The sequence below is a fragment of the Mesonia aestuariivivens genome (assembly GCF_019311235.1).
Classification (GTDB): Bacteria; Bacteroidota; Bacteroidia; order Flavobacteriales; family Flavobacteriaceae; genus Mesonia; species Mesonia aestuariivivens.
Genome location: NZ_JAHWDF010000008.1, coordinates 73,040 through 97,551, shown reverse-complemented (window position 1 = coordinate 97,551; position 24,512 = coordinate 73,040). Strand labels below are relative to the sequence as shown.

Sequence of the window (24,512 nt, the reverse complement as noted above, 5' to 3'; positions counted from 1 at the left end):
TGAGTAATTATTCGCCTTTTGTCAACTAAATTTTTCAATTTAAAAATGTTATGCTGAACTTGATTCGGCATCTCATGATGGTTAGGAAGACCCTGAATCAATTTCAGCGTGCCGGAAATTAAATATTATGGCACAGCGGACATACAATATATTTTAAGTCGAATAGGATTTAAACCTCATAGTCCGGATAAATATCTTAATGTTGAGGTTTTTTTTAATTGAATAAGAATGAATTTAATCTCTACGCATTTCTGCTTTTCGCATAGGCATAACATCTATAGTAGAAAATAGTTTTTCAGTTGAAATGGGCTGTTGCTGACGTAGTTTTTTCCCGCCATCAAGACCAATTAATATAATTTCAAAATCAGCATTTGGGGTTGAAAATTTATCGTATAGTGAAGGCTCTCTTTTCCAATTCTTACTAAAATCTGTTGTAAATTTTTCAGGAGTAATTTGAAATACTTTGATTTTTCTTTCAGCTAAACCTTCAGTATTTTCCTTGAGCTTTTGTACTTGTTTTTGATAGTCGGCTGTTTCAGTAGAAGAAGAAAGGACAAGAACTAACCTATTTTTCCATTTGTAAGTAGATATTTCTTGGGCTGTCATCGTCGTCGTTCCTATTGATATAAGTACTAATAATATATTTTTTATTCTTAAATTTAAAAAGAAACTCCTAATGGTCATAACGAGCAGCGATAAAACTATCTTAAAAATATAGAAACGCATCTTCTAGATGTTCGATGCGAGTGCCGAGTTTATTTTTGATAATAGCCATAATATCAAAACGTAATTCAACATCAAGATCGTTATCTGTAACATAAAAATCCATTGCTTTTACCAACTGCTGAATTTGTTTGGGTTTTACAAAATCTTGCGGATTACCAAATTCTGGTGTACTTCTGGTTTTTACTTCTATGGCACAAATTAAATTTTCTTTTTGAGCAATAATATCTACTTCTGCTCTTTGAAAACGGTAATTACGTTCTAAAATAGCATAGCCTTTTTGATGTAGAAAATCTACCGCTAGTTGTTCACCTTTTTTACCAAGTTCGTTGTGCTGTGCCATAGCTATTTCCTGCGTAGGCAGGAATCTTTTGGTGTTAATATCGAATTGTTCTCACCATGCAGGGTTGAGATTATATTTTTTGTAATTATATGTGATGCTAAAACAAGTTAAGCAGGACGTGATTATGTATAAAGATATTCAAATTAAATTTATTATTCTTCAAGGTAACTCAACAGAGAGCCGTTTTCAGTAACTTCAAGTTTCACTTTTGACCCTAAAATTAAGGCTTGGTTATCTTCAATATGACCTGCCGGAAAATTAAAACCGACTGGAAAATCATAAGCTGCAACTGTTTCTGAAATAATTTCTTCAGCAGTTTTTCCAAACGGAATGCTGTTATCATTCATAGCGCTCATTCCGCCAACGATGAGTCCAGCTAAATTTTCTAGCATTCCATTTCGCTTTAGGTTTTGCATCATGCGGTCAATATGGTAGAGATATTCATCTAAGTCTTCTAAAAAAAGAATTTTTCTTGTGGTGTTGAGGTTAGAATTGCTTCCGCATAGTGAATAGAGCACCGATAAATTTCCGCCAATTAGTTCTCCTTGCGCAATTCCATTTCTATTAAGTTGATGACTTTGAAATTGATAATTAACCTTTTTACCAAAAAGTAATTTTTGTAAAGATACTCGACTTGCTTCAGACTTAGTTTCTACCCCAATGCACATTTGTGCGTGAAGCGTGGCAATACCTAAATTGTGAATATGTGCGTGCAAAGCGGTCACATCACTGTAACCAATAATCCATTTCGGATTTTTTTTAAACATTGAAAAATTGATTAAATCTAAAATACGAACCGTTCCGTAACCTCCTTTTGCGCACCAAATCGCTTTAATCTTAGGGTCATCTAATTGCTGTTGAAGATCTTTTGCACGTTCTTCATCACTTCCTGCAAATTGATGTTCTTCTAATCCGATGCTAGAACCAATTACATATTGAAGCCCCCATTGTTGCAAAAGCTGAATGGCTGGTTGCAAATCTTCTTTCTTAGTTTTTCTTGCGGTGGCTACGATAGCGATTTTATCATGTTTCTGAAGGGGTTGCGGTGATTTCATCTGAAATAATTTTGTTTAAAAATAGTAAAAATCTCTTTTCTATAAACAGTTTCAAAATCCTCGTGGCTTTTCTTACCTTTACCCCCTTAAAATTCGAGAAATGAGTACACCAAAAAGATATACCATTACTGCCGCTTTACCATATACTAACGGTCCTATTCATATTGGACATTTAGCAGGGGTTTATGTGCCAGCAGACATTTATGTAAGATATTTAAGAAAACTAGGGAGAGATGTAGTTTTTGTCTGCGGAAGCGATGAACACGGTGTGCCCATTACCATTAAAGCAAAAAAAGAAGGCGTAACGCCACAAGATGTGGTGGATAAGTACGACGGAATTATTAGAAAATCATTCCAAGATTTCGGGATAGCTTTTGATAATTATTCGCGCACGTCTTCCAAAATTCATCACCAAACGGCCTCCGATTTTTTTCAGAAATTATATGATGAAGATAAGTTTATAGAAGAAGTTACGCAACAACTTTATGATGAAGAAGCACAACAATTTTTAGCCGATCGTTTTGTGGTAGGTACTTGTCCTAAGTGTGGTTATGAAGAAAGTTACGGCGACCAATGTGAAAAGTGCGGAACTTCCCATAACGCAACAGATTTAATCAACCCTAAATCGGCAATCACTGGAGCCGTTCCCATTTTAAAAGAAACTAGACACTGGTTTTTACCTTTAGATCAATATGAACCATTTTTAAAAGAATGGATACTAAAAGAACATAAAAAAGATTGGAAATCTAACGTTTACGGCCAATGTAAATCGTGGATTGATGATGGCTTACGTGCTCGTGCCGTTACCCGTGATTTAGATTGGGGAATTCCTGTGCCTGTAAAAGGTGGCGATGGTAAAGTGCTTTATGTTTGGTTCGATGCGCCTATTGGCTACATCTCGGCCACCAAACAATGGGCAGAACGTGAAGGCAAAGACTGGGAGCCATATTGGAAAGATGAAGATACTAAGCTGGTTCATTTTATAGGTAAAGACAATATTGTTTTTCACTGTATTATTTTTCCGGTAATGTTAAAAGCGCACGGAGATTATGTAATGCCAGATAATGTGCCTGCTAATGAGTTTTTAAACTTAGAAGGCAATAAACTTTCTACCTCTAAAAATTGGGCGGTTTGGTTGCACGAATATTTAGAAGATTTTCCAGGGAAAGAAGATGTGTTGCGTTATGTATTAACTGCCAATGCTCCTGAAACTAAAGATAACGATTTTACTTGGAAAGACTTTCAGCAGCGAAATAACAGTGAATTAGTAGCCATTTTCGGTAACTTTATTAACCGAGTTGTAGTGCTAACCAATAAATATTACGAGGGTAAGGTACCAAGTCCTGCAGCGTTTTTAGCAATAGATGAACAAACTTTAGCCGAATTAAAAGCCTACCCTTCAGTAATTGCTAGCTCAATTGAAAAATATCGTTTTAGAGAAGCGCAAGCTGAATTGATGAATGTAGCTCGATTAGGAAATAAATACCTAGCCGATGAAGAGCCTTGGAAAACTTTTAAGACAGATAAAGAACGCACAGAAACTGTGATGTATGTAGCTCTACAGATAGCTTCTGCACTAGCTACTTTAAGTGAACCGTTTTTACCATTTACTTCTAATAAATTAAAAGCAATGTTGAATTTACAAGAAGTAGATTACTCTTGGGAAGATATTTCAACAGAAAAAGTATTGTTAGAAAAAGATCATCAAATAGAAAAAGCTGAATTGTTATTTGCAAAAGTAGAAGATGAAGAAATTCAGAAACAAATCGATAAATTAGAAGCGACCAAAAAAGTAAACGCGACAGAAGAAGCCGAAGTCATTTCGCAGAAAGAATTTATTGAATTTGATGATTTTACCAAACTCGACCTTAGAGTAGGGACAATTATTGAGGCTGAAAAAATGCCGAAAGCAAAAAAATTATTAATTCTAAAAGTAGATACCGGTATCGATCAAAGAACCATCGTTTCTGGTATTGCAGAACATTTTAAACCTGAAGATATCATAGGAAAAAAAGTAAGCGTTGTCGCCAACTTAAAACCTATAAAACTTCGCGGAACGATGAGTGAAGGAATGATTTTAATGACAGAAAATGCCGAAGGAAAATTGGTTTTTGTAAATCCAGATGAAAGCGGAGTAACTAGCGGAACCGTAATTTCTTAAATTTAAAATTCTCCTCGTTGATTTTTTAAAATCAATAAGGAGAATTTATTTATATGCTCAAAATCGCTTTTCATCCTAGTTACGTTTATCCGTTGCCGGCGAGGCATAGATTTCCTATGGAAAAGTATGAACTACTTCCGCAGCAATTATTGTTAGAAGGAACTTGTAGCGAAGAGAATTTTTTTGAACCAAAATTGCCCAATGATAAATACATTTGTGACGTTCATGATGTTGATTATTACTATGATTTTCTCAACCTAAAACTAACGCAGAAAGAAATTAGAAGAACAGGTTTTCCGCTTTCTCGTGAGTTAGTTTGGCGAGAAAGATTAATAGCAGGCGGCACGATTATGGCAGCTGAGTTTGCTTTGCAATATGGAATAGCAATGAACATTGCCGGAGGAACTCACCACGCTTACACCAATAGAGGAGAAGGCTTTTGTATGCTGAATGATCAGGCTATTGCAGCAAGGTATCTTCAGCAGCATAATTTAGCAGAAAAAATACTAATTGTAGATTTAGACGTACATCAAGGAAATGGAACGGCTGAAATTTTTGAAAATGATGATTCGGTTTTTACGTTTTCAATGCATTGCGAAAGTAATTATCCCTTCAAAAAAGAAAAATCAAATTTAGATATTGGTTTACCAAACCAAACAGAGGGAGAAGAATATTTGAAAATTTTAAAAGAAACATTACCGAAGTTAATTGAAATGGTAGCGCCAGATTTTGTATTTTATCTTTCTGGTGTAGATGTGTTGGCGACTGATAAATTAGGGAAGCTAAGTTTAAGTATAGACGATTGTAAAGAGCGAGATCGTTTTGTTTTACAATCTTTAAAAGATAAAAATCTCCCTGTAGAATGTAGTATGGGTGGCGGTTATTCTAAAGAGATCAAACATATTGTTGAGGCACACGCAAATACTTATCGTTTAGCTCAAAAAATCTTTTTTTAGGAGTAGATTTAGTATCACTACAGCTGGCCTGTTATTTTAATATAGGTTAACTTTTCCAACTATGTCCTTGTAGCTCTAAAGCTGCTTTCAATACATTTTTTTGACTAATGAGGCCAACTAATTTCCCTTGTTCACAAACTGGAAATCTTCTTTTTTTTAAGCTTAAAAATTTATTAGCTACATCAAATAAATGCATGTCTGGCGTTACTGTTTCTACATCTCTAATCATATAATTTTCAACACTCATATTTTCCATAGGCTGATTGTAATAACGAGATTCAGATATTTGTTTAATACAGTCACCTTCAGAAATAATACCTACTAATTCATTTTGATCATTAACTACAGGTCCTCCTGAAATATTATGTTTAAGTAAAGTTTCCATCACCTCTAAAACACTTTGATTCTTATAAAATTTATATAAGTTTATCGTCATAAAATCACTAACGGTGATGTTTTCTGAAATTACCTCTTCTTCTAATTTTTTAGTTTGAAAATTTTTAATAGCCATAACTTTTTATTTTTCAGTTACTTAAATATAAATAAAAAATTTATATTATAAAAATAATAAAATTAAGCAGTTAAATTTAGTAAATATTCAACAATAAATAAAAAAGAGCGCTTTAAGTTCAAAGCGCTCTTTTTTAATAAGAATTATAATGTTTAAGATGCTATAAATAAACTCGCAATACTAGTGGCCTCGTCTCCTGTCAAGATCTCATCGTAAGCTTGAGAAGAAGCTATTGCTGTAAATGGAGACCCACTTCCAAGCGTGGTAACATCTACACCAGCTTGAGATATATTTTCTTCTCCATTATAAACGGCTTGGGTGGCAGCTGGCATTCCTTCTCCTCTTTCATTTAAGGTAATCCAACCTTGAAGTTCTCTTAATCTTCTTATTTCAGAAGCATGACGAGCTTCTACAGAATGTATTTGTAATGCCGCAGTTAATAGTGCATCATTACCCATCAATGCTCCTGCCTGACCTTTATAGGCTCTTACTCCTGTATCTTCAAATGCTTGAGCTAATGCTAATAATTGAACATAAGCGTCTGGATTGTCCGTGTTAAATGGATCAAAAGCACCGTTAGCTGTGAAATCAAATTGTGGTGATGTTCCAGGAGTTTCACCTAAGCTTATTAAAGTATCTTGCAGCAAAGTTACGTGAGCAGATTCGTGCTTTGAAATTTGTTCGTAAATTGCATTTGCTTTACCACTAACGTCTTCATCTAATACGTTAGATTCTAGAGCTTTTAAATAGAAATCTGCTTCTAAATATTCTAGTGTTAGCGCTAATTGCAAAGCACCTACTGCATCGTCTGTTTGAAACATAGTTGCAGCCTTTGCTTTATTTGATAAAGTTGCCATGCCAAAAGGTACTGCAGCGATTGCTGCTTTTTTACCAAGTGAAGAAAAGGTGCTAAATGCATCTCTTCTTGAAGCTCCTTTTTTGGCTAGATTTTCTGAGGTGAATTCGTCTAAAAATTTTATAAGATTCATGATGTTGTTTTTAAATTATTAAAAAATTAAATGATACTTGATTACGGCAATTGATTTGCTGTAAATGGAGTAACGAAAAAGTCTTTAGCGGCATTGATAATTACTGATGGATTTTCTGCCCCGTCTAGACCACTTTGGCTATCCACAATATCATCACCTGCAAAAAGTTTAAAATCATCCATATCATTACCTCTAATACTTCTAATTGCAGCAGCATGTCTTGCTTCTACAGAAACAATTTTTCCTGCAATAACTAAATAAGCGGCAGTTTCTATTAATTTACCAGCACCATTGTATGCTTTAACACCAGTGTCTTCTAATAATTGAGCAGTTTCTAACACAGAATCTCGATTCGAGAAATTTACGGTTGAAAAATCAAACTCTAAACTTTCTGGTAAAACTAATTCCGCATCGAAATTAGCATTTAAAGCAGCTTTAAAAAACTCTCGGTGATTTACCTCATGATTATATAAATCTTCTAAGATTTGCTTTTCTTCTGCAGCAGCACCAGACCAATAGGAGCCGTTAACGACTTTGGTATAGAAATCTGCTTCTAGCTGTTCAAGCGCATAAGCATAATTTAAAACACCAAGATCTCCGCTACCCAAATCAAATAAATCAGGTACATTTTCAGTGAAATCGTCATCATCGCTACAGCTTAATATTAAACCACTACCGGCAATTGCAAGTCCACTCATTTTTAAAAATTGTCTTCTTTTGTTACCTTTTTGGGTTACAAGACGTTCTACTTTTACGTTTTTGTTCTTCATAATTAAAATAAGTTTTGTTGATCTATGTAAGCTACGTACAGATTTGCAAGGTGGTTTTATATAAATAGTTAAAAATTTGTTTTTATTTGTTAAAAAATACGGTTATTGATAAATTTATAGTGATTTGTTTTAATTATGTTCATTTTTTTACGTTTATGTTTGCGACTTAAAGTAGTAACTATTTATTAGTTATTAAAAAATCTTGAGCTACAATTTCTGTGATATATTTCTTTTCGCCACTTTTATTTTCGTAACTCCTAGTAGTTAATTTACCTTCGAGAATTACTTCTTTTCCTTGTAATAAATAATTTTCAGCAAGTTCTGCTAATTTTCCCCAAGCTATAATATTGTGCCATTGGGTGTCTGTAACTTTTTTTCCCTCACTATTTTTATAAGTTTCATTAGTAGCGATAGAAAATTTTGCTAATTTTTTACCACTTTCAAGGTTAATAATTTCTGGGTTGTTACCTAAGTTTCCAACTAACTGTACTCTGTTTTTTAATGCGTTCATAAGATAGAATTTTAAAGTCTGAATTTCATTAGTTCGATTCAGTAGAGCAAAGATGAAGAGTCGATTAGGTTTTAGTTGTTTGTTAAGTATTTACTTCCGTTTAATTTCGTTTTTAAACGTTTGTAAATATTAGTATTTAAGAAAATTCAAATAAATTTTTTACCTTTAGTTTTATGGAAAATCTAAACATCACCATTATTCAAGAAGATTTAAAATGGGAAAATATTACGGCTAATCTTGAGTTGTTTTCAAAGCATATTAATTTTCTTAAAGCGTCATCAGATTTAATTGTATTGCCAGAAATGTTTACAACAGGCTTTTCTATGAATCCTATGCAATTTGCAGAATTAGAAAATGGGAAAACTTTAGATTGGTTAAAAGAAACAGCTAAAAAAAATAATATTGCTATTACAGGAAGTGTAATGATTAAAGAAAATTCTAATTATTACAATAGGTTATTTTTTGTATTGCCTAACGGAAGTTATCAAACTTATAATAAAAAGCATTTGTTTACTTTGGCTCATGAAGAACAAACTTACGCAGCAGGTGAAGAGCGATTAATGGTAGAATACAAAGGATGGAAAATTTGTCCGCTAATTTGTTATGACCTTCGTTTTCCGGTATGGTCTAGAAATACAGTTGACTTTGATTTGTTGCTGTATGTTGCTAATTGGCCTAAAAAAAGAATAGCAGCTTGGGATACGCTTTTAAAAGCCAGAGCAATTGAAAATATGTGTTACGTTGCTGGTGTTAATCGGGTTGGTTTTGACGGTAATCATCACGAATATTCTGGTCACTCAGCAATTTATGATATGTTGGGTGAACAAATTTCAACTTTAAACGAAGGGAAAGTATTTTCAGAAACTATTTTATTAGAGAAGGCCAAACTAAATGAAACCAGAAAACGATTCTCTTTTTTAAATGATCGTGATGAATTTAATTTAGTTTAAAGGTTTCCATAACATCCCAATTTGCTCTTATTTCTATTTCTTTTGGGTAATAAATTATTTCTTCGGGTTGTGTTTTTTGAAGATAGTTACCAGTATCCCACGCTCCGTTATTGTTTTCATCATAAATAATTCTCAACAAATATTTACCAGGGTTTATGTATTTAAAGTTAAGTACATTTCCTTCATTTTCTTGATGAATTACTTCTTTATAAACTTCTCCTTTGTTATTGGTTAATTGAGCAATTACTGGGTAAGATTTAAGATTGGTGATGGTCATATTTAACACTCCTAAATCTGCAAAGTCTGGGGTTTTAATTTTAAAATTTAGCGTGTCGTTGGTGTGCTCATAAAAATCTGTGATAGCACCGGGTAATAATTTAATATTGAATATTTGTTTTTGTTCTTTTTCAAAATTAAGCGCATATGTGTTTTCAAATTCTTCAAATTGATATTGAAAAGGAATAGCGATAGAATCTTGATTTATAATAGTTATGTAGCTAGAATCTAATTTAACTAATGGTAAATTAGCTGTGATTTTAAAGTCTTTATCTACATCAAAACTTCCTTTAGTGAGTGGGGTAATTTCTAGAGAGTCTTTTTTCATATCTCTAATTTTAGTATAAACCGTATCGGTATATTTTTGGTGTGTAACTTTAAAAAGTAAACTATCTACTTCTTTATAAGGTTTAAACCAATAGTGTAAGGTGTCTTTTTCTCTGTCTTTTATAATTTTGTAATCAAAATCAGCAGGTTTTTCAGAAATTAATTCAATTTGAGTTTCTTCAGGGTTTCCGCGGTAACCAAAGATTAAATGTTGTTTAGAAATTTGTTTGGGTCTTTGAATTTGAAAATCTAATACTTCTTTAAATATAGAAATTTGAATATTTTTATTAGTAGGTAAGGTGATTAAGCTATCTACAAATCCAATTTTATCACTTCTTGGGTCAAACTTGTAATTCTGATTTTTATCTAAAATAGCTACCATTTTATATTTTCCTTCTTTCATATTCTCAACGCTAAATGTATTTAAGGTGTCTTGGGTATATGAAATATAAGTAGGCATTTTGTTGAACACGACAGAATCGTTAAATGTAGAATCAATTTCGTAGAGCATGACAGAGATAAACTCATCTGTTTTAGGTTGGTAGGCATCTTTTATAGATCCTTTTACCATAAGCGAATCTACATAAGCTCCGGTAGAAAATACATATTTAAAAAAAGGTAAAGGGTTACCCTCATTGTTATCTACTATGCTATTTCCAAAGTTAATAGTATAAGTAGTGTTTTCTTGTAAAGTGTCTGTAATTTTAATTCTTACATTCTCACTAGCACTTCCCATGGGGTATAATTCTGGTTTGGGATCCATGGGGGGAGAAACAATAATTTGACGCTGCGGATCTTTTAACTTAATATATTCATCAAACTTGATTCTTATCTCTTCTGCTTTAAATTTAGTAGAATAATTTTCTGGTAAAGCATTTATAAATGCTGGGGGTATCGTGTCTAAATCGCCACCAGTAGGCATGCCTCTTTTAGCACAGTTAAAGAGAAAACTTAAACTTATAAAAGCCAAAAAAAAGTATGTAAAGCGCTTAAAATTCATCTGCTTAATTTTACTGCAAAGAAACAATTATTTTGCATATTCTAGACAAATTAAGGCGTATAAGCCATACTGGCAATACTTAATTTTATATTATTTACTCGATTTAAAATTTTGCCACAAGAAACTAAGGTAGAGCCTGTAGTAATAATATCATCTACTAATAAAATATGCTTACCAGCAATTTTTGTTTCATTTTCTAAACTAAAATAATTAGATTTTATTTCTTGTCTGGCTAGTTTACTTTTAAATACTTGTGTTTTGGTGGCTTCTTTTTTAATAAGTACGTCATCAATATAATAGATATTAAATTTTTGCGCAATTACTTTGGCAAAACCTTCTACTTGGTTGTAGCCTCTTTCTTTTTTTCGACTTTTATGGATTGGGACAGGAATTACCACCTCGATATCTTTCATAAAATCATTTTTAGCTAGGTAGTAACAAATCCATTCTCCTAGATAAGTGCTTATTTCTGGATGATTACGGTATTTTAAATTATGAAATAAATTTTGAGTTATTCCCTTCTTATAAAAATAGAGCAAGCAAGTAATATTGCATAGAGGTAATTTATTATCAAATACTTTTTTTAATGTATTTTCGTTATGTAAGTGTGTATTGGCTAAAGGTAATTGGTGTAAACATGAAGTGCAAATTATTTCGTGCTCTATAATATTCTCGTTACAAGCTACGCATTTTTTAGGTAAAAACAGATGTAATAAGTCTTTAAACAATTCATTTTTAATTTGTTATTAAGTTAATAAAAAAATTGGACTCTTTTATATGAGCGAAAAGAATAAAGAAAATATTTTAAAAATTCTCATCGGAGTTTTATTATGCGGTTTGGCCATTATGATTATCTACACGGTTAATTTTCACCGTGAGAAGAATGAGAATATCAAATATTTAGAAGAAGAAAAAGCTTATCTAAAGAGTGAACTTTTAGAAATACAAACCGCTTACGATAGTTTAGAGGTAGAAAACATCTTAATTAATAAATCCTTAAGCCATGAAAAGCGACGAATTTTGGTGCTCTTAGATTCTCTCCAGTCTTTAGAATCTAATTATAATTTACTAAAAAAATACAGATTACAGGCAGATCAGTTAAAAATTGCTAAGCACAGATTGCTTACACATCTTAGTGCATTAACTGAAGAAAATAAAAAACTAAAAACAGCTATAGATAGTACCAATCAGGTTTTAAGAAACAACAAGCAAAAAACAGATTCTTTACATTTAAAAAATGAAGAATTACAACAAAGAATAGATGAAGCTTCTATAATAAAAATTTCAGAGGTTCATGGAGAGGGCGCCTATGTGAAAAAAAACGGAGAATTGAAAATTACAGATCATTTAAACAGAATAGAACAAATTAGAATTTGTTTTCAGATAAATGAAAGTAAAATTGTTCCCGCAGAAACTTTACAACTTTTTATTCAAGTAATTAACCCAAGTCACAATCTCATTGGTGATAAAAAAAGAGAAATGTTTCATAATAAAGAATTGTATTATAGCCAAGACCTTACCGTAAATTATCATCAATCCAATTTGCAGCTTTGCGAGTTTGTGAGCATTAATAAAAATCATAAAGAAAAAGGAGAATATATCGTGAATATCTTTAAAAATGAGCAGTTACTCTCTTCTTCTACATTTATTATCGAATAAAACAGTTATGAATATCTATTAATTAAAGTCGGTTTTATATTTTTGTTGTATGGCAAAACAACAAGACAAATTCAAACAGGTAATTGCTCACGCAAAAGAGTACGGTTATATATTTTCTTCAAGTGAAATTTATGACGGGCTTAGTGCAGTTTACGACTACGGTCAAAACGGAGCAGAGTTAAAGAAAAATATAAAAGAATATTGGTGGAAAAGCATGGTTCAGCTTCACGATAATATCGTAGGCTTAGACGCTGCAATTTTAATGCACCCAACCACATGGAAGGCTTCTGGTCACGTAGATGCTTTTAACGATCCACTCATAGATAATAAAGATTCTAAAAAACGCTATCGTGCCGATGTGTTGGTAGAAGATTATGCTGAAAAAATTAATCAAAAAGCACAAAAAGAAATTGCAAAAGCACGCAAGCGTTTTGGAGATAAATTTGATGAAGCAGAATTTGTAAGCACCAATCCTCGTGTAATTCGTTATAAAACCGAAGAAAAAGAAATCTTAGAACGTTTGGCAAAATCGTTAACCAATGAAGATTTAGCCGATGTGAAAGCCTTAATTGAAGAATTAGAAATTGCTTGCCCAGATACTGGTTCAAAAAACTGGACAGATGTAAAGCAATTTAATTTAATGTTTGGTACAAAATTAGGAGCCTCTGCAGATAGCGCTACAGATTTATATTTAAGACCCGAAACCGCTCAGGGAATTTTTGTAAACTTTGCTAATGTGCAAAAAACCGGAAGAATGAAAATACCTTTCGGGATTGCGCAAATAGGGAAAGCTTTTAGAAATGAAATTGTAGCTAGACAATTTATTTTCCGTCAGCGTGAGTTCGAACAAATGGAAATGCAATTTTTCGTGCGTCCAGGCGAAGAACTTACTTGGTTTGAAAAGTGGAAAGAAACACGTCAACAATGGCACGCTTCTCTTAATTTAGGTGAAGAAAATTACCGTTTTCACGATCACGAAAAAATGGCGCATTATGCCAATGCCGCTACAGATATAGAATTCAACTTCCCATTTGGCTTTAAAGAATTAGAAGGAATTCACTCACGTACCGATTTCGATTTAAAAGCACACGAAGAACATTCAGGTAAAAAATTACAGTTTTTTGATCCAGAGATGAATAAAAACTATGTGCCTTACGTGATTGAAACTTCTATTGGTTTAGATCGTATGTTTTTAGCTGTCTTCTCAAGCTCCTTGCAAGAAGAAGAATTAGAAGGCGGAACGTCGAGAACAGTATTAAAACTTCCAGCAATTTTAGCGCCTTACAAAGCCGCAATTTTGCCATTAGTAAAAAAAGATGGTTTGCCAGAAATCGCTCAAGAAATTGTAGACGATTTAAAATGGGATTTCAATATTACTTATGATGAAAAAGATGCGGTTGGTAGAAGATACCGCCGTCAAGATGCAGCAGGAACGCCTTTTTGTATTACGGTAGATCATGATACCAAAGAAGATCATCAGGTAACTGTAAGAAATAGAGATACAATGGAACAGAAAAGAGTTCCGATTACAGAATTAAAATCTTTGATTCAAAAAGAAGTAGATTTTAAAACATGGATGAAAAAATAAAGTTGAAGTAATTTATTTTAACCTATAAAAAAAAGCTTCTCAATTGAGAAGCTTTTTATGTTTTAAGAATAGTTGCATTATTCTGATACAGCGATAGTGTTAGAACTTTGCCAGTTAGTTACATCAGCAATTTGATTGTTGGCATAATCTACTTCTACAAGTTCATCTTTTTTCCAGAAAAACCATTTTCCAGTCTTTACGCCTTTCTCATAATTACCAATGGCAGTTTTATCACCTTCAGCATTATACATAATCCATTCTCCGTGAAGTTTTCCTTCTTTATTATAAGTACCTTCTTGCTTTACTTCACCGTTATCGTAATAATAAGTTCCTTTTATTACTTCTCCTTTTTTTTCAAAATTAGGCTTTACTTCTTGTGCATAAACACTCACTCCAAGTATTACCATCGCCATAAAAACTATCTTCTTCATCGTAATTAATTTAAAGTTAACTTAACAAATATAGTATTTATTTACATTAAATCAATATTTACGTAACATTAAATTAACATTGAATTTGTTTAATGTTGAATATAAATAAGTTATCGGTTTAAAATTACTTTATATTCACTTATATTTTATCTTAATATTAGTAGGGCAAAACAGGATATCTTCTTATTTTTGCGCTCGAATTTGAATAAACAAACTATGTACAGATCTCATACAAACGGAGAATTACGATTAAGTCATAAAGAAGAAACGGTAACTTTAGCCGGTTGGGTGCAAAAATCAAGAGATAAAGGATTTATGATTTGGGTAGATCTACGTGATCGCTACGGTATTACTCAGCTTATTTTTGATGAAGAACGTACTCCTGTAGAAGTAATGGAACGCGCAAAGAGTTTAGGGAGAGAGTTTGTAATTCAAATTAAAGGAAAAGTAATTGAGCGTGAATCTAAAAACGCTAATATTCCAACGGGAGAGATAGAAATTTTAGTTGAAGAATTAGAGGTTTTAAACGCGGCATTAGTGCCACCGTTCACCATAGAAGATAAAACTGATGGAGGTGAAGATCTTCGCATGAAGTATCGTTACTTAGACATTCGTAGAAACCCAGTTAAAAACAAATTGGTTTTTCGTCATAAAGTAACCATGGAGGTAAGAAATTTTTTATCTAATCAAGATTTTGTAGAGGTAGAAACGCCTTACTTAATTAAATCTACCCCAGAAGGCGCAAGAGATTTTGTAGTGCCAAGTAGAATGAATGAAGGGCAGTTTTATGCACTTCCGCAATCACCACAAACGTTTAAACAATTGTTAATGGTAGGTGGTATGGATAAATACTTTCAAATTGTAAAGTGTTTTAGAGATGAAGATTTACGCGCAGACCGCCAACCAGAGTTTACGCAGATAGATTGTGAAATGGCTTTTGTTGAGCAAGAAGACATCTTAGATATTTTCGAAAACTTAACAAGACATTTATTAAAAGAAATTAATGGAGTTGAGGTAGAGAAATTTCCGAGGATGACTTACGATGATGCGATGCGTAAGTATGGTAATGATAAACCAGATATTCGTTTCGGGATGGAGTTTGGTGAGCTTAATGAGGTAGCTCAGCATAAAGACTTTAAAGTTTTTAATGAAGCAGAATTAGTAGTGGGTATTGCTGTACCTAACGCAGCTAATTATAGCCGTAAAGAAATAGATAAATTAATAGATTGGGTAAAGCGTCCGCAAGTGGGAGCTCTAGGAATGGTTTACGTAAAGTATAATGAAGATGGAAGTTTTAAATCTTCAGTAGATAAGTTTTATGCTGAAGAAGATTTAGCGCAGTGGGCAGAACAGACAAATGCTAAGCCAGGCGATTTAATATGCGTGCTTTCTGGAGAAACCAACAAAGTAAGAGCTCAGTTAAGCGCATTGCGTATGGAAATGGCAGAGCGTTTAGGCCTAAGAGATGCTAAAATTTTTGCTCCACTTTGGGTAGTAGATTTTCCATTGTTAGAATGGGATGAAGAAACTGAACGTTACCACGCGATGCACCACCCGTTTACTTCACCTAAAGTAGAAGATATTCCGTTGCTTTCTACAGATCCAGCTAAAGTGAAAGCTAATGCTTACGATTTAGTATTGAACGGAAATGAAATTGGAGGAGGTTCTATTAGAATTCACGATAAAGAAACTCAAGCAACAATGTTTGATTACTTAGGCTTTTCTGAGGAAGAAGCAAAAGCACAATTTGGCTTCTTAATGGATGCTTTTCAATATGGAGCGCCACCACACGGCGGTTTAGCTTTTGGATTAGATAGATTAGTCGCTATTTTAGGAGGACAAGAAACCATTAGAGATTTTATAGCTTTCCCAAAAAATAATGCCGGTAGAGATGTAATGATCGATGCGCCAGCAAAAATAGACGAACAACAATTAAAAGAACTTCATCTTAAAGTTGAATTAAAATAAGTAAAAAAATCCTGTGAAAACAGGATTTTTTTAGCAATAGTAATAAGGAAATAGAGATGGCATGTTGAAGAAGAAAACACCTTTTACACGATTTTTAATCTGGCGGTATAAGCATATCTCCAAGAAAAATTTTATTTACATTTTAAGTATTCTTGTAGGTTTAATTGCTGGATTGTCTTCTGTAGCATTAAAAAATATAACGCATTATATTGCAATGTTTTTTGAGAAAGGAGCGGTTCATGATTACCATGTATATTGGTATTTTATATTTCCTTTTATAGGTTTATTGCTAGTATTATTGATGAAAAAATATATACTGCGTAAAGATGTAGGTCACGGAATACCTATGGCACTTTTTGCAATTTCTCAGAAAAATGGTAAGATGGATAGACGTAATCTTATCAGCTCATTATTAACCGCTCCATTAACTGTAGGTTTTGGAGGTTCTGTTGGGTTGGAAGGACCTTCTGTAGCTACTGGGGCGTCTTTTGGTTCTAATATAGCGAGGATGTTTCATATGAATGAGCAATCCCGAAAATTACTACTAGTTTGTGCAGCAGCAGGATCGCTTTCAGCAATTTTTAAAGCACCCATTGCGGCAATTTTATTCGCGATAGAGGTATTTAGTTTAGATCTAACTTTTGCTTCTTTACTTCCCTTATTAATGGCGTCTGTCGCTGCGGTAGTTACTCGAATGTTTTTTATTGGAGAACAGTATATTGTAGATTTTCATGCTATTCAGCAATTTGATATTCAAAATATTTTATTTTATGCCGCTTTAGGAGTGATAACCTCTTTAGTGTCTATTTATTTTTCTAAGATTTATTTTACCACCGAGAATTACTTCAGCAAAATAAAAAATGATTATTTAAAAATAGTGATTGCTGGTTTTATTATTGGGTTACTTACATTTTTAGTTCCGCCGCTTTATGGAGAAGGTTTTACTTTTATGAATAGTTTGATAGCACAAGATTATACAAGTGCTTTTGATGCTTTTCTTTATAAAGATACTTTAGGAAATAGTTGGGTGGTTATTGGCTTAATTTTAGGTTTAATTTTGCTCAAGCCCATAGCTACTTCGGTTACTTTAAGTGGTGGTGGTGTTGGAGGTGTGTTTGCTCCTGTGTTGTTTTTGGGGGCTGCTACGGGTAGTTTTTTTGTGAATTTTTCACGCCAATTAGGTTTTAACTTGAGTTCTGAAAACTTTACTATGGTTGGGATGGCTGGTTTAATGGCGGGAGTTTTGCAAGCACCTATGACAGCAATTTTCTTAATAGCAGAAATTACTGGTGGCTATCAGCTTTTTGTGCCATTAATGATTACCGTGGCGATTTCATTTTTAATTTCTAAAGCAAATTCAGACTATAATATTTATACCAAAGAGCTAAAAGATCAAAATGCTTTACTCACTCACGATAAAGATCAAGCTGTTTTAACTTTATTAAAACTTGACAACATTATAGAAACTAATTTTATTAGTGTTAAACCTAATATGACTCTTAAAGATATGTTGCATCAAGCAGTGGTGAAATCTAAGCGAAATCTTTTTCCGGTGTTAAACGATGAAAGAGAATTGGTAGGGGTGTTAACTCTTGATGATATTCGGGAAATTATGTTTAATACAGAATTGCAAGAAACCATGTTGGTAGAGTTTTTGATGCACGATGCTCCAGATTATATACATTACGGTAAAGACAGTATGCAACAAGTAATGAATAAGTTTCAGAATACCAGCGCTTGGAATTTACCAGTAATTAAAAACGGTAAATATGTAGGTTTTGTTTCTAAATCTAAAATGTTAACCGCTTATCGTAGAAAATTAATATCATATTAAAAGGCTTATGAAATACGTAATTTTAACTTTATTTATTTTAATTGTGTTAGGAATTGCAACAGGGTTTTATGTTAGAATTTTTGAAGAAGATCTAAAAACAGGCGATATTATTATAGGAATTTCTGTCTTAACAAGTTGTTTTATCATGATGCCTTTATTTATTTATCATCGTTGGAACGGAAAAAAATTAGAAGATTATACTTTAAGTCCTAAAAACATTAAGAAGATGAAAGACAGGGGGTTGTATTAACAATAAGTTGATATTTTTTTTAAAACATCTTCTGAAAAAAAGTAGTTTAATTCATTTTTTTATCGTTAGGTTTGTAGTAATTATTAATTATTTTATTACAATGGAAGGTACAGTAAAATTTTACAATGAATCTAAAGGATATGGATTCATTACTAACGACGACACAGGAAAAGACATTTTCGTTCACGTTACCGGTTTAAACGGAGAAACTATTAACGAAGGCGACAAAGTGGAGTACGAAGAATCAGAAGGAAGAAAAGGATTAACTGCCACTCAGGTGACATTAATCTATGAATAATATAAATATTATTTTTATTTTTTTTCTAAACACCGCTATTTTATAGCGGTGTTTTTATTTTTATTAAAGTTGTAGATTCTTTTAGAAAATATTGAGTTTTAGAAAAAAGTGTAAATTTATAAGGGTTTTGTACTTAACTTTTACACTTATGACTAAGAGATGTTTAGAATGTAACGAAGAGATTAAAGGACGCGCAGATAAAAAATTTTGTAGCGATTATTGTAGAAATGTTTATCATAATCAATTAAATAGAAATAGTAAAAATTTAATAAGAAATACGAACAACCGTTTGCGCAAAAATTATCGTATTCTAGAAGAATTAAACCCAGCAGAGAAATCAAAATCTACTAAAAACCAACTCCTCAATAAAGGCTTTAGTTTTGATTATATTACCAGCATTTATATCACTAAAAAAGGTACTATTTACTATTTTGTATATGATCAAGGTTATCTACCGTTAGAGAACGATTACTTTGCGTTGGTCAAAAAATTAGACTCATAAATAAGATGAAGCAAATAATTTATAAATTGTTAATTTTAATAGCATTAGGACTCTTAGTAATACTTAGCTTTTATTCTCTAATGCCTAATCCTGAAGGTTTTTCAGCAGAAAATAAATTGGGCTTTTCTATAGAAGCTGCTAATGAACATGTAAAAAATATTAGTGAAAAACCACATTCCATAGGAACAAAAGCGCATAGTGAGGTGCGTAATTATATTGTTCAAGAACTTCAAAGCTTAGGAGTTCAAGTACAAACTCAAAAAGGATATGCTTTAAACAATGAAGGCGTTATTACCGTTCCTGAAAATATAATTGCTAAACTATCAGGAAATGATCCTAGCTCTAAGAATGATTTAATGATCATGACGCATTATGATAGTGCAGTGCATTCTTCATTTGGAGCGAGCGATGCAGGTTCTGGAGTGGCTGTGATATTAGAAACAATTCGGGTATTTCTAAAAAAAGAAATTCAGCATAAAAACAATATCATCATCTGTTTTACCGATGCAGAAGAAGTGGGACTAAACGGAGCTGAGCTTTTTGTAAAAGAACATCCTTGGGCAAATAATATAGGTTTAGTGCTAAACTTTGAAGCTCGAGGAAGCGGCGGACCATCCAATACAATTTTAGAAACCAACTCAGGTAATGCAAAGCTTATCAAAGCTTTTTCAAAAGCAAATCCTGAATATCCTATGGCGACTTCGCTTATGTATTCAGTGTATAAAAAACTCCCTAACGATACCGATGCTACCGTATTAAGAGAGCAGAAAAATATACCTAGTTTCTTTTTTGCTTTTATCGACGATCATTACGATTATCATACCGCTAATGACACTTTTAAAAATTTAGATCAAAACTCATTAGCACATCAGGCAAGTTACCTTACTGCTCTGATGCCTTATTTTGCCAATGCAAATTTAACTGAACTTCAATCTGAAAGTGAATCGGTTTACTTTAATTTTCCAGGTATTGGGATGATCCATTATGGTTATGCTATAATAATACCATTATTAATTATCGCTTGGGTGTTTTTTTTAGCAATTTGTGTGTATGCTATTAGAAAGAAAATTTTTACCGCTTTTTCTTTAGTAAAAAGTATAGCTTGGTTTTTATTAATATTAATAGCAAGTAGTTTGGTTACCTATTTTGGTTATCAGTTAATTTACCATCAATACCCTGAATATATAGAAAACCAACACGGTTTTACTTCTAACGGGCATTATTATATTTATGCTTTTGTAAGCATTAGTTTAGCGGTAGTCTTTTTGTTTTATCGAGCCATTTATAAAGGTGAAAGTTTAAAACGAACTCTACCTGCGCCTATTTTTATTTGGCTACTTATCAATACCATTATAAGTATAGCTTTCAAAGGAGCTGCATACTTTATCTGGCCCTTATTTTTCGGGTTACTTAATTATTTTTTAGTAATTAAATACAATCGTCCCAATCTATGGTTGTTATTATTCTTTAGTATTCCGGCAATATTTATTTTTTCACCATTAATTCAGTTTTTTCCAGTGGGCTTAGGTTTAAAAATGTTGGTGGTTAGTAGTTTATTTTCGGTTTTACTAATTGGATTGTTAATGCCAATATTTATTCATTATCGTAAAATACATTGGCTAGGAGTATTGTTTATTATAGTAGCCTCAATAAGTTTGTTGATGGCGCATCATAAAGCTGAATTTTCTAATGTAAATCAAAAACCAAATAGTTTATTATATCTTTTAGATGCAGATCAAGAAAAGGCATGGTGGGCAACTTACGATCACCAATTAGATAAATTTAATTCCCCTTATTTTACTGAAGAAAATGAAGTTATAGATTCTGTTATTTTTCATAGTAAATATAATTCGCGATTTACAAAACAAAGTAAAGCTGAAGTAAAACCTATTACTGAAGCTACAATTTTAGTGAAAGAAGATTCCACTTTTCAGCAAAAAGCTACACGTAAATTTAGCGTGAAAATTGCCCCCCAACGAAAGATTAACCGAATGGAAATTTTTGCCGATCAACAGGTGAATTTTTACAATTTAAAAGTGAATGGTCTGGATCAAGATTACGATAAGAAAAAAATATTTTATCAAGATCGTGATTCTGAAAAATTATTAACGTACTACGCTATAGATCGGGACACTTTGAGCTTAGATTTTGAAATTAAGAAAGGTGAAATATTTGATTTGAAAATTTACGAAGCTAGTAACGATTTGCTAGAGAACAAAAATTTCAATATTAATGAGCGTACCCAAAATATGATGCCGAGACCTTTTGTGTTGAATGACGCAATAATTACCAAACAAAGTTTACGTTTAAATGCAGAATAAAACGAATGATAAAAAGAACTTTTTTAAAAAGTTATCTTTATATAAAGCTAGGAAAAGAGATTTTAAAGAATGGAAAAACAAATAAAAATGACTATTTCTATATTGGGTTGTGGTTGGTTAGGCTTGCCACTAGCCGAAAAATTTTTGGAAAAAGGATTTGCTGTTAATGGTTCTACAACGACTACTTCTAAATTAGAAGTGTTGAAAAAGAAAGGCATCGATGCTTTTTATATCGAATTAACCGAAGAAAAAGTAAAAGGTGAAGTCTTCTCTTTTTTAGATGGAGCCAAAGTTTTGGTGGTAGATATTCCGCCAGGTTTACGACAAAAACCAGATGTAGATTTTGTAGAGAAAATGAAACACTTTATAAAAAAGCTTGAGTTATCATCGGTAGAGAAGGTGATTTTAGTAAGTTCTACTTCGGTGTTTGAAGATGAAGAATCTATTCCAGCGTACACTGAAAACTCAATGACTAACGGAAAAAGTTCTTCTTCTAAACAAATTCAAGAAGTAGAAAAATTATTTCAAACCAATTCAAATTTTAAAACTAATGTTATTAGAATGGGAGGTCTTTTGGGAGAAGATCGACATCCTGCAAAGTTTTTAGCAGGAAGAGAAAATATCTCAAACCCTGATGCGCCTGTTAATTTAATACATCAAAAAGATTGTTTAGGTTTAATTTTTAAAGTGCTTGAGCAGGAAAATTTCGGGAAGGTTTTTCACGGCGTTTACCCTAATCATCCTTCTAAAAATGAATACTATTCAGCAAAAGCTAACGAACTTCATTTAGAAGCACCAAAATTTGCTTCTGGAGCTAAATCTAAAGGAAAAAAGATTTCTTCTGAAGAAACTCAACAAATGCTTGACTTTCAATTTGAGCATCAACCGTAATTTAAGCGGTTTTTAATTCAGTAGAAATACAAAAAAAGGCTTGCTATTACAGCAAGCCTTTTTAATTTATAACCTTATCTATGGTCAACTACCAAATTTTAACTCTGTTTTTTGGTGCCACATACATAGAATCTCCTTCTTTAATATCAAAAGCTTCGTAGAAAGCATCGATATTTTGAAGCGGAACGTAAGCTCTATACATTCCTGGAGAGTGTGTATCTGTTTTAATTCTAGAGCGTAATGCTTCTTCTCTCATCTTAGTTCTCCAAACGGTAGCCCAAGACATAAAGAAACGTTGTTCTGGTGTAAATCCATCAATTTTATCTGGACGACCATGTTCTTTAAAATACATTTGAAGTCCGTCGTAAGCGGCTAAAACACCTCCTAAATCTCCAATATTTTCACCTAGTGTATATTTACCATTAATGTAAACACTGTCTAAAACTTCAATATCACTAAATTGTTCCGCCAATTTATCACCTCTTTCGGTAAATTTTTCAAGGTCTTCATCGGTCCACCAATTTTTAAGGTTTCCGTCTGCATCAAAACGAGCACCACTATCATCAAAAGCATGAGAGATTTCGTGACCAATTACAGCACCAATACCTCCATAATTTACAGCAGCATCTGCTTTGTAGTTGTAAAATGGTGGTTGTAATATAGCTGCAGGAAAAACAATCTCATTGTTAAACGGATTGAAATACGCATTTACAGTTTGCGGAGACATTCCCCATTCTTTTTTATCTACGGGTTCGTTAATTTCAGAAAGGTTGTCTTTAAGATTCCAGTCAGAAACGGCTACCATGTTTTGGTAATAACCCTGATCAGCTTTTACTGCAAGTTCAGAATAATCTTTCCATTCATCTGGGTATCCAATTTTAACAGTAAATTTATCTAACTTTTCAATAGCTTTTTGCTTAGTGCTGTCTGTCATCCACTCTAAACGCTCAATTCTATTTTGGTAAGCTTTGATGACGTTAGCAATCATTTCTTCTGCTTTAGCTTTAGCTTCTGGCGGAAATTTTTCATCTACATAAAGTTGACCTAAAGCTTCTCCAACAGTACCATTTACTGTAGATAAAGCACGTTCATCAGCAGGAAGTTGTTTTTTAGCTCCATTTAAGGTTTTGCTGTAAAAGTCCCAATTTGCTTTTTCTAATTCTGTAGTTAGCATGCCTGCAGCACTGTTTAATGTTGCCCAACGCATCACGGTTTTCCAACGCTCTACATTACCTTCAGCTAAAACTTTCTGTAATGTCTCCATGTATTTTGGTTGCATTACAATTACTGTATCTAGGTCTTTTTCTACGCCTAAGTCGTTTATATATTTTGTCCAATTTATAGCAGGAACCATTTTTTGAACTTGAGCAATAGATCTTGGGTTGTTGAAGTTTCTAAAATCACGACTAGCTACTTTATCTAATCTAGGTTCTGCTAAACGTGTTTCAAAAGCTAAAATTTCTTTAGCTTGTTTTTTAGCACTTTCTTCACTATCTCCTAAATATTGAAGCATACGAGTGATGTGTGCTACATATTGTTGTCTAATTTCTTTAGACTTTTCATCTTGATCTGTATAGTATTCTTTGTTTGGTAAACCTAAATTGCCTGGTGTGATGTAAGCAGAATTTATGTTACTATCACTAGGGTTAGAAAATGCAGAAATACCAAAAAACGGATCAGAAACTGTAGCTGCATGTTTAGCTACTGCTTCTTGAAGATCTTTTACATTTTTTATAGATGAAATCACCTCTAATGCTGGTTGTAGAGGTGATAAGCCAGCTTTATTTCTAGCTACCGTATCTAGCTTTGTGTTAAAAATAGCTAGCGCTTTAGCTTGATCTGTACCGTCTTCGTATTTACCACTTTTTTCAGCTTTAGCAAGAATAGCTAAAACATCATCGTCAGTATTTTTTCTTAGTACTTGAAAACCTCCCCAAGTTGTTCTGTCTTCAGGAATTTCGGTTTCCTTCATCCAAGTACCGTTTACATAATCGTAAAAATTTGTTTTTGGACTTACCGTGGTGTCCATATATTTTAATTCAATACCGGGAGTTTTTTCTGCCTCGGTTTGAGCTACCTCTTTGTTGTCATCTTTACAGCTTACTACACTAAGTGCTGCGGTGGCTAAAAGAAGTACGGGTTTCATACTTTTCTTCATAGTTTAATATTAAAAGTTATATTATAGGTTTGTCTAATGT

Annotated in this window: 23 protein-coding genes; 12 read left to right on the top strand and 11 right to left on the bottom strand. The window is 32.7% G+C overall.

The genetic code is table 11. The features are described 5' to 3' along the window. Positions 1–234 precede the first annotated feature (234 nt). The 3 genes from KW502_RS09000 to KW502_RS08990 form a co-directional block, all read right to left on the bottom strand. Positions 235–606 (bottom strand): DUF4174 domain-containing protein, encoded by a 372-nt coding sequence (locus tag KW502_RS09000; RefSeq protein ID WP_219040222.1) that lies wholly within the window; start codon positions 604–606, stop codon positions 235–237. Positions 607–706: 100 nt separating this feature from the next. Next, entirely contained in the window at positions 707–1,066 is a 360-nt protein-coding gene (locus KW502_RS08995; protein WP_219040221.1) for a YraN family protein, read from the bottom strand. Between the two features lie 152 nt (positions 1,067–1,218). Then, on the bottom strand, positions 1,219–2,121 hold the full coding sequence (locus KW502_RS08990) for a S66 peptidase family protein (RefSeq protein WP_219040220.1): 903 nt from the start codon (positions 2,119–2,121) through the stop codon (positions 1,219–1,221). Positions 2,122–2,221: 100 nt separating this feature from the next. Here KW502_RS08990 and metG point away from each other — a divergent pair, with 100 nt between their 5' ends. Further along, the gene (gene metG, locus KW502_RS08985; protein ID WP_219040219.1) at positions 2,222–4,282 is read left to right on the top strand and encodes a methionine--tRNA ligase; all 2,061 of its coding nucleotides are present in this window, start codon (positions 2,222–2,224) and stop codon (positions 4,280–4,282) included. A 53-nt stretch (positions 4,283–4,335) separates the two neighbouring features. Continuing rightward, complete coding sequence (locus tag KW502_RS08980) at positions 4,336–5,238, top strand: histone deacetylase family protein (RefSeq protein ID WP_219040218.1); 903 nt, start codon at positions 4,336–4,338, stop codon at positions 5,236–5,238. Between the two features lie 46 nt (positions 5,239–5,284). On the opposite strand, the gene KW502_RS08975 is transcribed toward KW502_RS08980, so the two are convergent. The 4 genes from KW502_RS08975 to KW502_RS08960 form a co-directional block, all read right to left on the bottom strand. Continuing rightward, entirely contained in the window at positions 5,285–5,749 is a 465-nt protein-coding gene (locus KW502_RS08975) for a CBS domain-containing protein (RefSeq protein ID WP_219040217.1), read from the bottom strand. A gap of 152 nt (positions 5,750–5,901) precedes the next feature. After that, complete coding sequence (locus tag KW502_RS08970) at positions 5,902–6,738, bottom strand: ferritin-like domain-containing protein (RefSeq protein WP_219040216.1); 837 nt, start codon at positions 6,736–6,738, stop codon at positions 5,902–5,904. 41 nt (positions 6,739–6,779) lie between these two features. Next, positions 6,780–7,508 (bottom strand): ferritin-like domain-containing protein, encoded by a 729-nt coding sequence (locus KW502_RS08965; RefSeq protein WP_219040215.1) that lies wholly within the window; start codon positions 7,506–7,508, stop codon positions 6,780–6,782. A gap of 178 nt (positions 7,509–7,686) precedes the next feature. Continuing rightward, positions 7,687–8,019: a single-stranded DNA-binding protein gene (locus KW502_RS08960; RefSeq protein ID WP_219040214.1), complete on the bottom strand. Its 333-nt coding sequence runs from the start codon at positions 8,017–8,019 to the stop codon at positions 7,687–7,689. A gap of 173 nt (positions 8,020–8,192) precedes the next feature. Here KW502_RS08960 and KW502_RS08955 point away from each other — a divergent pair, with 173 nt between their 5' ends. After that, positions 8,193–8,969, top strand: a complete 777-nt coding sequence (locus KW502_RS08955) for an amidohydrolase (RefSeq protein ID WP_219040213.1) — start codon at positions 8,193–8,195, stop codon at positions 8,967–8,969. Here KW502_RS08955 and KW502_RS08950 read toward each other — a convergent pair. Both KW502_RS08950 and KW502_RS08945 read right to left on the bottom strand, forming a co-directional pair. After that, the gene (locus KW502_RS08950; RefSeq protein ID WP_219040212.1) at positions 8,956–10,572 is read right to left on the bottom strand and encodes an Ig-like domain-containing domain; all 1,617 of its coding nucleotides are present in this window, start codon (positions 10,570–10,572) and stop codon (positions 8,956–8,958) included. The two genes, KW502_RS08955 and KW502_RS08950, sit on opposite strands and share 14 nt — an antisense overlap. 50 nt (positions 10,573–10,622) lie before the next feature. Then, positions 10,623–11,300, bottom strand: coding sequence for a ComF family protein (locus tag KW502_RS08945; protein WP_219040211.1), 678 nt, complete (start codon positions 11,298–11,300; stop codon positions 10,623–10,625). 49 nt (positions 11,301–11,349) lie between these two features. Between KW502_RS08945 and KW502_RS08940 the strand changes: the two genes are divergently transcribed. Both KW502_RS08940 and KW502_RS08935 read left to right on the top strand, forming a co-directional pair. Next, positions 11,350–12,231: a DUF8428 domain-containing protein gene (locus KW502_RS08940; protein ID WP_219040210.1), complete on the top strand. Its 882-nt coding sequence runs from the start codon at positions 11,350–11,352 to the stop codon at positions 12,229–12,231. A gap of 49 nt (positions 12,232–12,280) precedes the next feature. After that, positions 12,281–13,819 carry a glycine--tRNA ligase gene (locus KW502_RS08935; protein WP_219040209.1) on the top strand — a complete coding sequence of 513 codons (1,539 nt, stop codon included), beginning with the start codon at positions 12,281–12,283 and terminating at the stop codon, positions 13,817–13,819. A 77-nt stretch (positions 13,820–13,896) separates the two neighbouring features. On the opposite strand, the gene KW502_RS08930 is transcribed toward KW502_RS08935, so the two are convergent. Beyond that, positions 13,897–14,250, bottom strand: coding sequence for a toxin-antitoxin system YwqK family antitoxin (locus KW502_RS08930; RefSeq protein ID WP_219040208.1), 354 nt, complete (start codon positions 14,248–14,250; stop codon positions 13,897–13,899). A gap of 216 nt (positions 14,251–14,466) precedes the next feature. Here KW502_RS08930 and aspS point away from each other — a divergent pair, with 216 nt between their 5' ends. The 7 genes from aspS (at position 14,467) to KW502_RS08895 (ending at position 22,314) form a co-directional block, all read left to right on the top strand. Next, positions 14,467–16,218 carry an aspartate--tRNA ligase gene (aspS, locus tag KW502_RS08925; protein WP_219040207.1) on the top strand — a complete coding sequence of 584 codons (1,752 nt, stop codon included), beginning with the start codon at positions 14,467–14,469 and terminating at the stop codon, positions 16,216–16,218. A 61-nt stretch (positions 16,219–16,279) separates the two neighbouring features. Then, a complete protein-coding gene (locus tag KW502_RS08920; protein WP_219040206.1) occupies positions 16,280–18,052 on the top strand; it encodes a chloride channel protein in 1,773 nt (590 codons plus the stop codon). 7 nt (positions 18,053–18,059) lie between these two features. Continuing rightward, entirely contained in the window at positions 18,060–18,302 is a 243-nt protein-coding gene (locus KW502_RS08915) for a hypothetical protein (RefSeq protein WP_219040205.1), read from the top strand. A 100-nt stretch (positions 18,303–18,402) separates the two neighbouring features. Beyond that, positions 18,403–18,600, top strand: a complete 198-nt coding sequence (locus KW502_RS08910) for a cold-shock protein (RefSeq protein WP_219040204.1) — start codon at positions 18,403–18,405, stop codon at positions 18,598–18,600. A 148-nt stretch (positions 18,601–18,748) separates the two neighbouring features. After that, the gene (locus tag KW502_RS08905; protein WP_219040203.1) at positions 18,749–19,102 is read left to right on the top strand and encodes a hypothetical protein; all 354 of its coding nucleotides are present in this window, start codon (positions 18,749–18,751) and stop codon (positions 19,100–19,102) included. A gap of 5 nt (positions 19,103–19,107) precedes the next feature. Continuing rightward, positions 19,108–21,423, top strand: a complete 2,316-nt coding sequence (locus KW502_RS08900) for a M20/M25/M40 family metallo-hydrolase (protein WP_219040202.1) — start codon at positions 19,108–19,110, stop codon at positions 21,421–21,423. Between the two features lie 69 nt (positions 21,424–21,492). Then, complete coding sequence (locus KW502_RS08895; protein ID WP_219040201.1) at positions 21,493–22,314, top strand: NAD(P)H-binding protein; 822 nt, start codon at positions 21,493–21,495, stop codon at positions 22,312–22,314. A gap of 88 nt (positions 22,315–22,402) precedes the next feature. Here the strand turns inward: KW502_RS08895 and KW502_RS08890 are convergent, their stop codons facing one another. Continuing rightward, the gene (locus KW502_RS08890; protein ID WP_219040200.1) at positions 22,403–24,472 is read right to left on the bottom strand and encodes a M13 family metallopeptidase; all 2,070 of its coding nucleotides are present in this window, start codon (positions 24,470–24,472) and stop codon (positions 22,403–22,405) included. Positions 24,473–24,512: the final 40 nt, after the last annotated feature.

Bases quoted from the DNA above. Each gene is read 5' to 3' on its own strand.
- KW502_RS08910 (WP_219040204.1), top strand. From the start codon at position 18,403: ATGGAAGGTACAGTAAAATTTTACAATGAATCTAAAGGATATGGATTC.
- KW502_RS08935 (WP_219040209.1), top strand. From the start codon at position 12,281: ATGGCAAAACAACAAGACAAATTCAAACAGGTAATTGCTCACGCAAAA.
- KW502_RS08960 (WP_219040214.1), bottom strand. From the start codon at position 8,019: ATGAACGCATTAAAAAACAGAGTACAGTTAGTTGGAAACTTAGGTAAC.
- KW502_RS08975 (WP_219040217.1), bottom strand. From the start codon at position 5,749: ATGGCTATTAAAAATTTTCAAACTAAAAAATTAGAAGAAGAGGTAATT.
- KW502_RS08940 (WP_219040210.1), top strand. From the start codon at position 11,350: ATGAGCGAAAAGAATAAAGAAAATATTTTAAAAATTCTCATCGGAGTT.
- KW502_RS08930 (WP_219040208.1), bottom strand. From the start codon at position 14,250: ATGAAGAAGATAGTTTTTATGGCGATGGTAATACTTGGAGTGAGTGTT.
- metG (WP_219040219.1), top strand. From the start codon at position 2,222: ATGAGTACACCAAAAAGATATACCATTACTGCCGCTTTACCATATACT.
- KW502_RS08965 (WP_219040215.1), bottom strand. From the start codon at position 7,508: ATGAAGAACAAAAACGTAAAAGTAGAACGTCTTGTAACCCAAAAAGGT.
- KW502_RS08950 (WP_219040212.1), bottom strand. From the start codon at position 10,572: ATGAATTTTAAGCGCTTTACATACTTTTTTTTGGCTTTTATAAGTTTA.
- KW502_RS08990 (WP_219040220.1), bottom strand. From the start codon at position 2,121: ATGAAATCACCGCAACCCCTTCAGAAACATGATAAAATCGCTATCGTA.
- KW502_RS08915 (WP_219040205.1), top strand. From the start codon at position 18,060: ATGAAATACGTAATTTTAACTTTATTTATTTTAATTGTGTTAGGAATT.
- aspS (WP_219040207.1), top strand. From the start codon at position 14,467: ATGTACAGATCTCATACAAACGGAGAATTACGATTAAGTCATAAAGAA.
- KW502_RS08955 (WP_219040213.1), top strand. From the start codon at position 8,193: ATGGAAAATCTAAACATCACCATTATTCAAGAAGATTTAAAATGGGAA.
- KW502_RS08895 (WP_219040201.1), top strand. From the start codon at position 21,493: ATGGAAAAACAAATAAAAATGACTATTTCTATATTGGGTTGTGGTTGG.
- KW502_RS08900 (WP_219040202.1), top strand. From the start codon at position 19,108: ATGAAGCAAATAATTTATAAATTGTTAATTTTAATAGCATTAGGACTC.
- KW502_RS08970 (WP_219040216.1), bottom strand. From the start codon at position 6,738: ATGAATCTTATAAAATTTTTAGACGAATTCACCTCAGAAAATCTAGCC.
- KW502_RS08890 (WP_219040200.1), bottom strand. From the start codon at position 24,472: ATGAAGAAAAGTATGAAACCCGTACTTCTTTTAGCCACCGCAGCACTT.
- KW502_RS08905 (WP_219040203.1), top strand. From the start codon at position 18,749: ATGACTAAGAGATGTTTAGAATGTAACGAAGAGATTAAAGGACGCGCA.
- KW502_RS08920 (WP_219040206.1), top strand. From the start codon at position 16,280: ATGTTGAAGAAGAAAACACCTTTTACACGATTTTTAATCTGGCGGTAT.
- KW502_RS09000 (WP_219040222.1), bottom strand. From the start codon at position 606: ATGACAGCCCAAGAAATATCTACTTACAAATGGAAAAATAGGTTAGTT.
- KW502_RS08995 (WP_219040221.1), bottom strand. From the start codon at position 1,066: ATGGCACAGCACAACGAACTTGGTAAAAAAGGTGAACAACTAGCGGTA.
- KW502_RS08980 (WP_219040218.1), top strand. From the start codon at position 4,336: ATGCTCAAAATCGCTTTTCATCCTAGTTACGTTTATCCGTTGCCGGCG.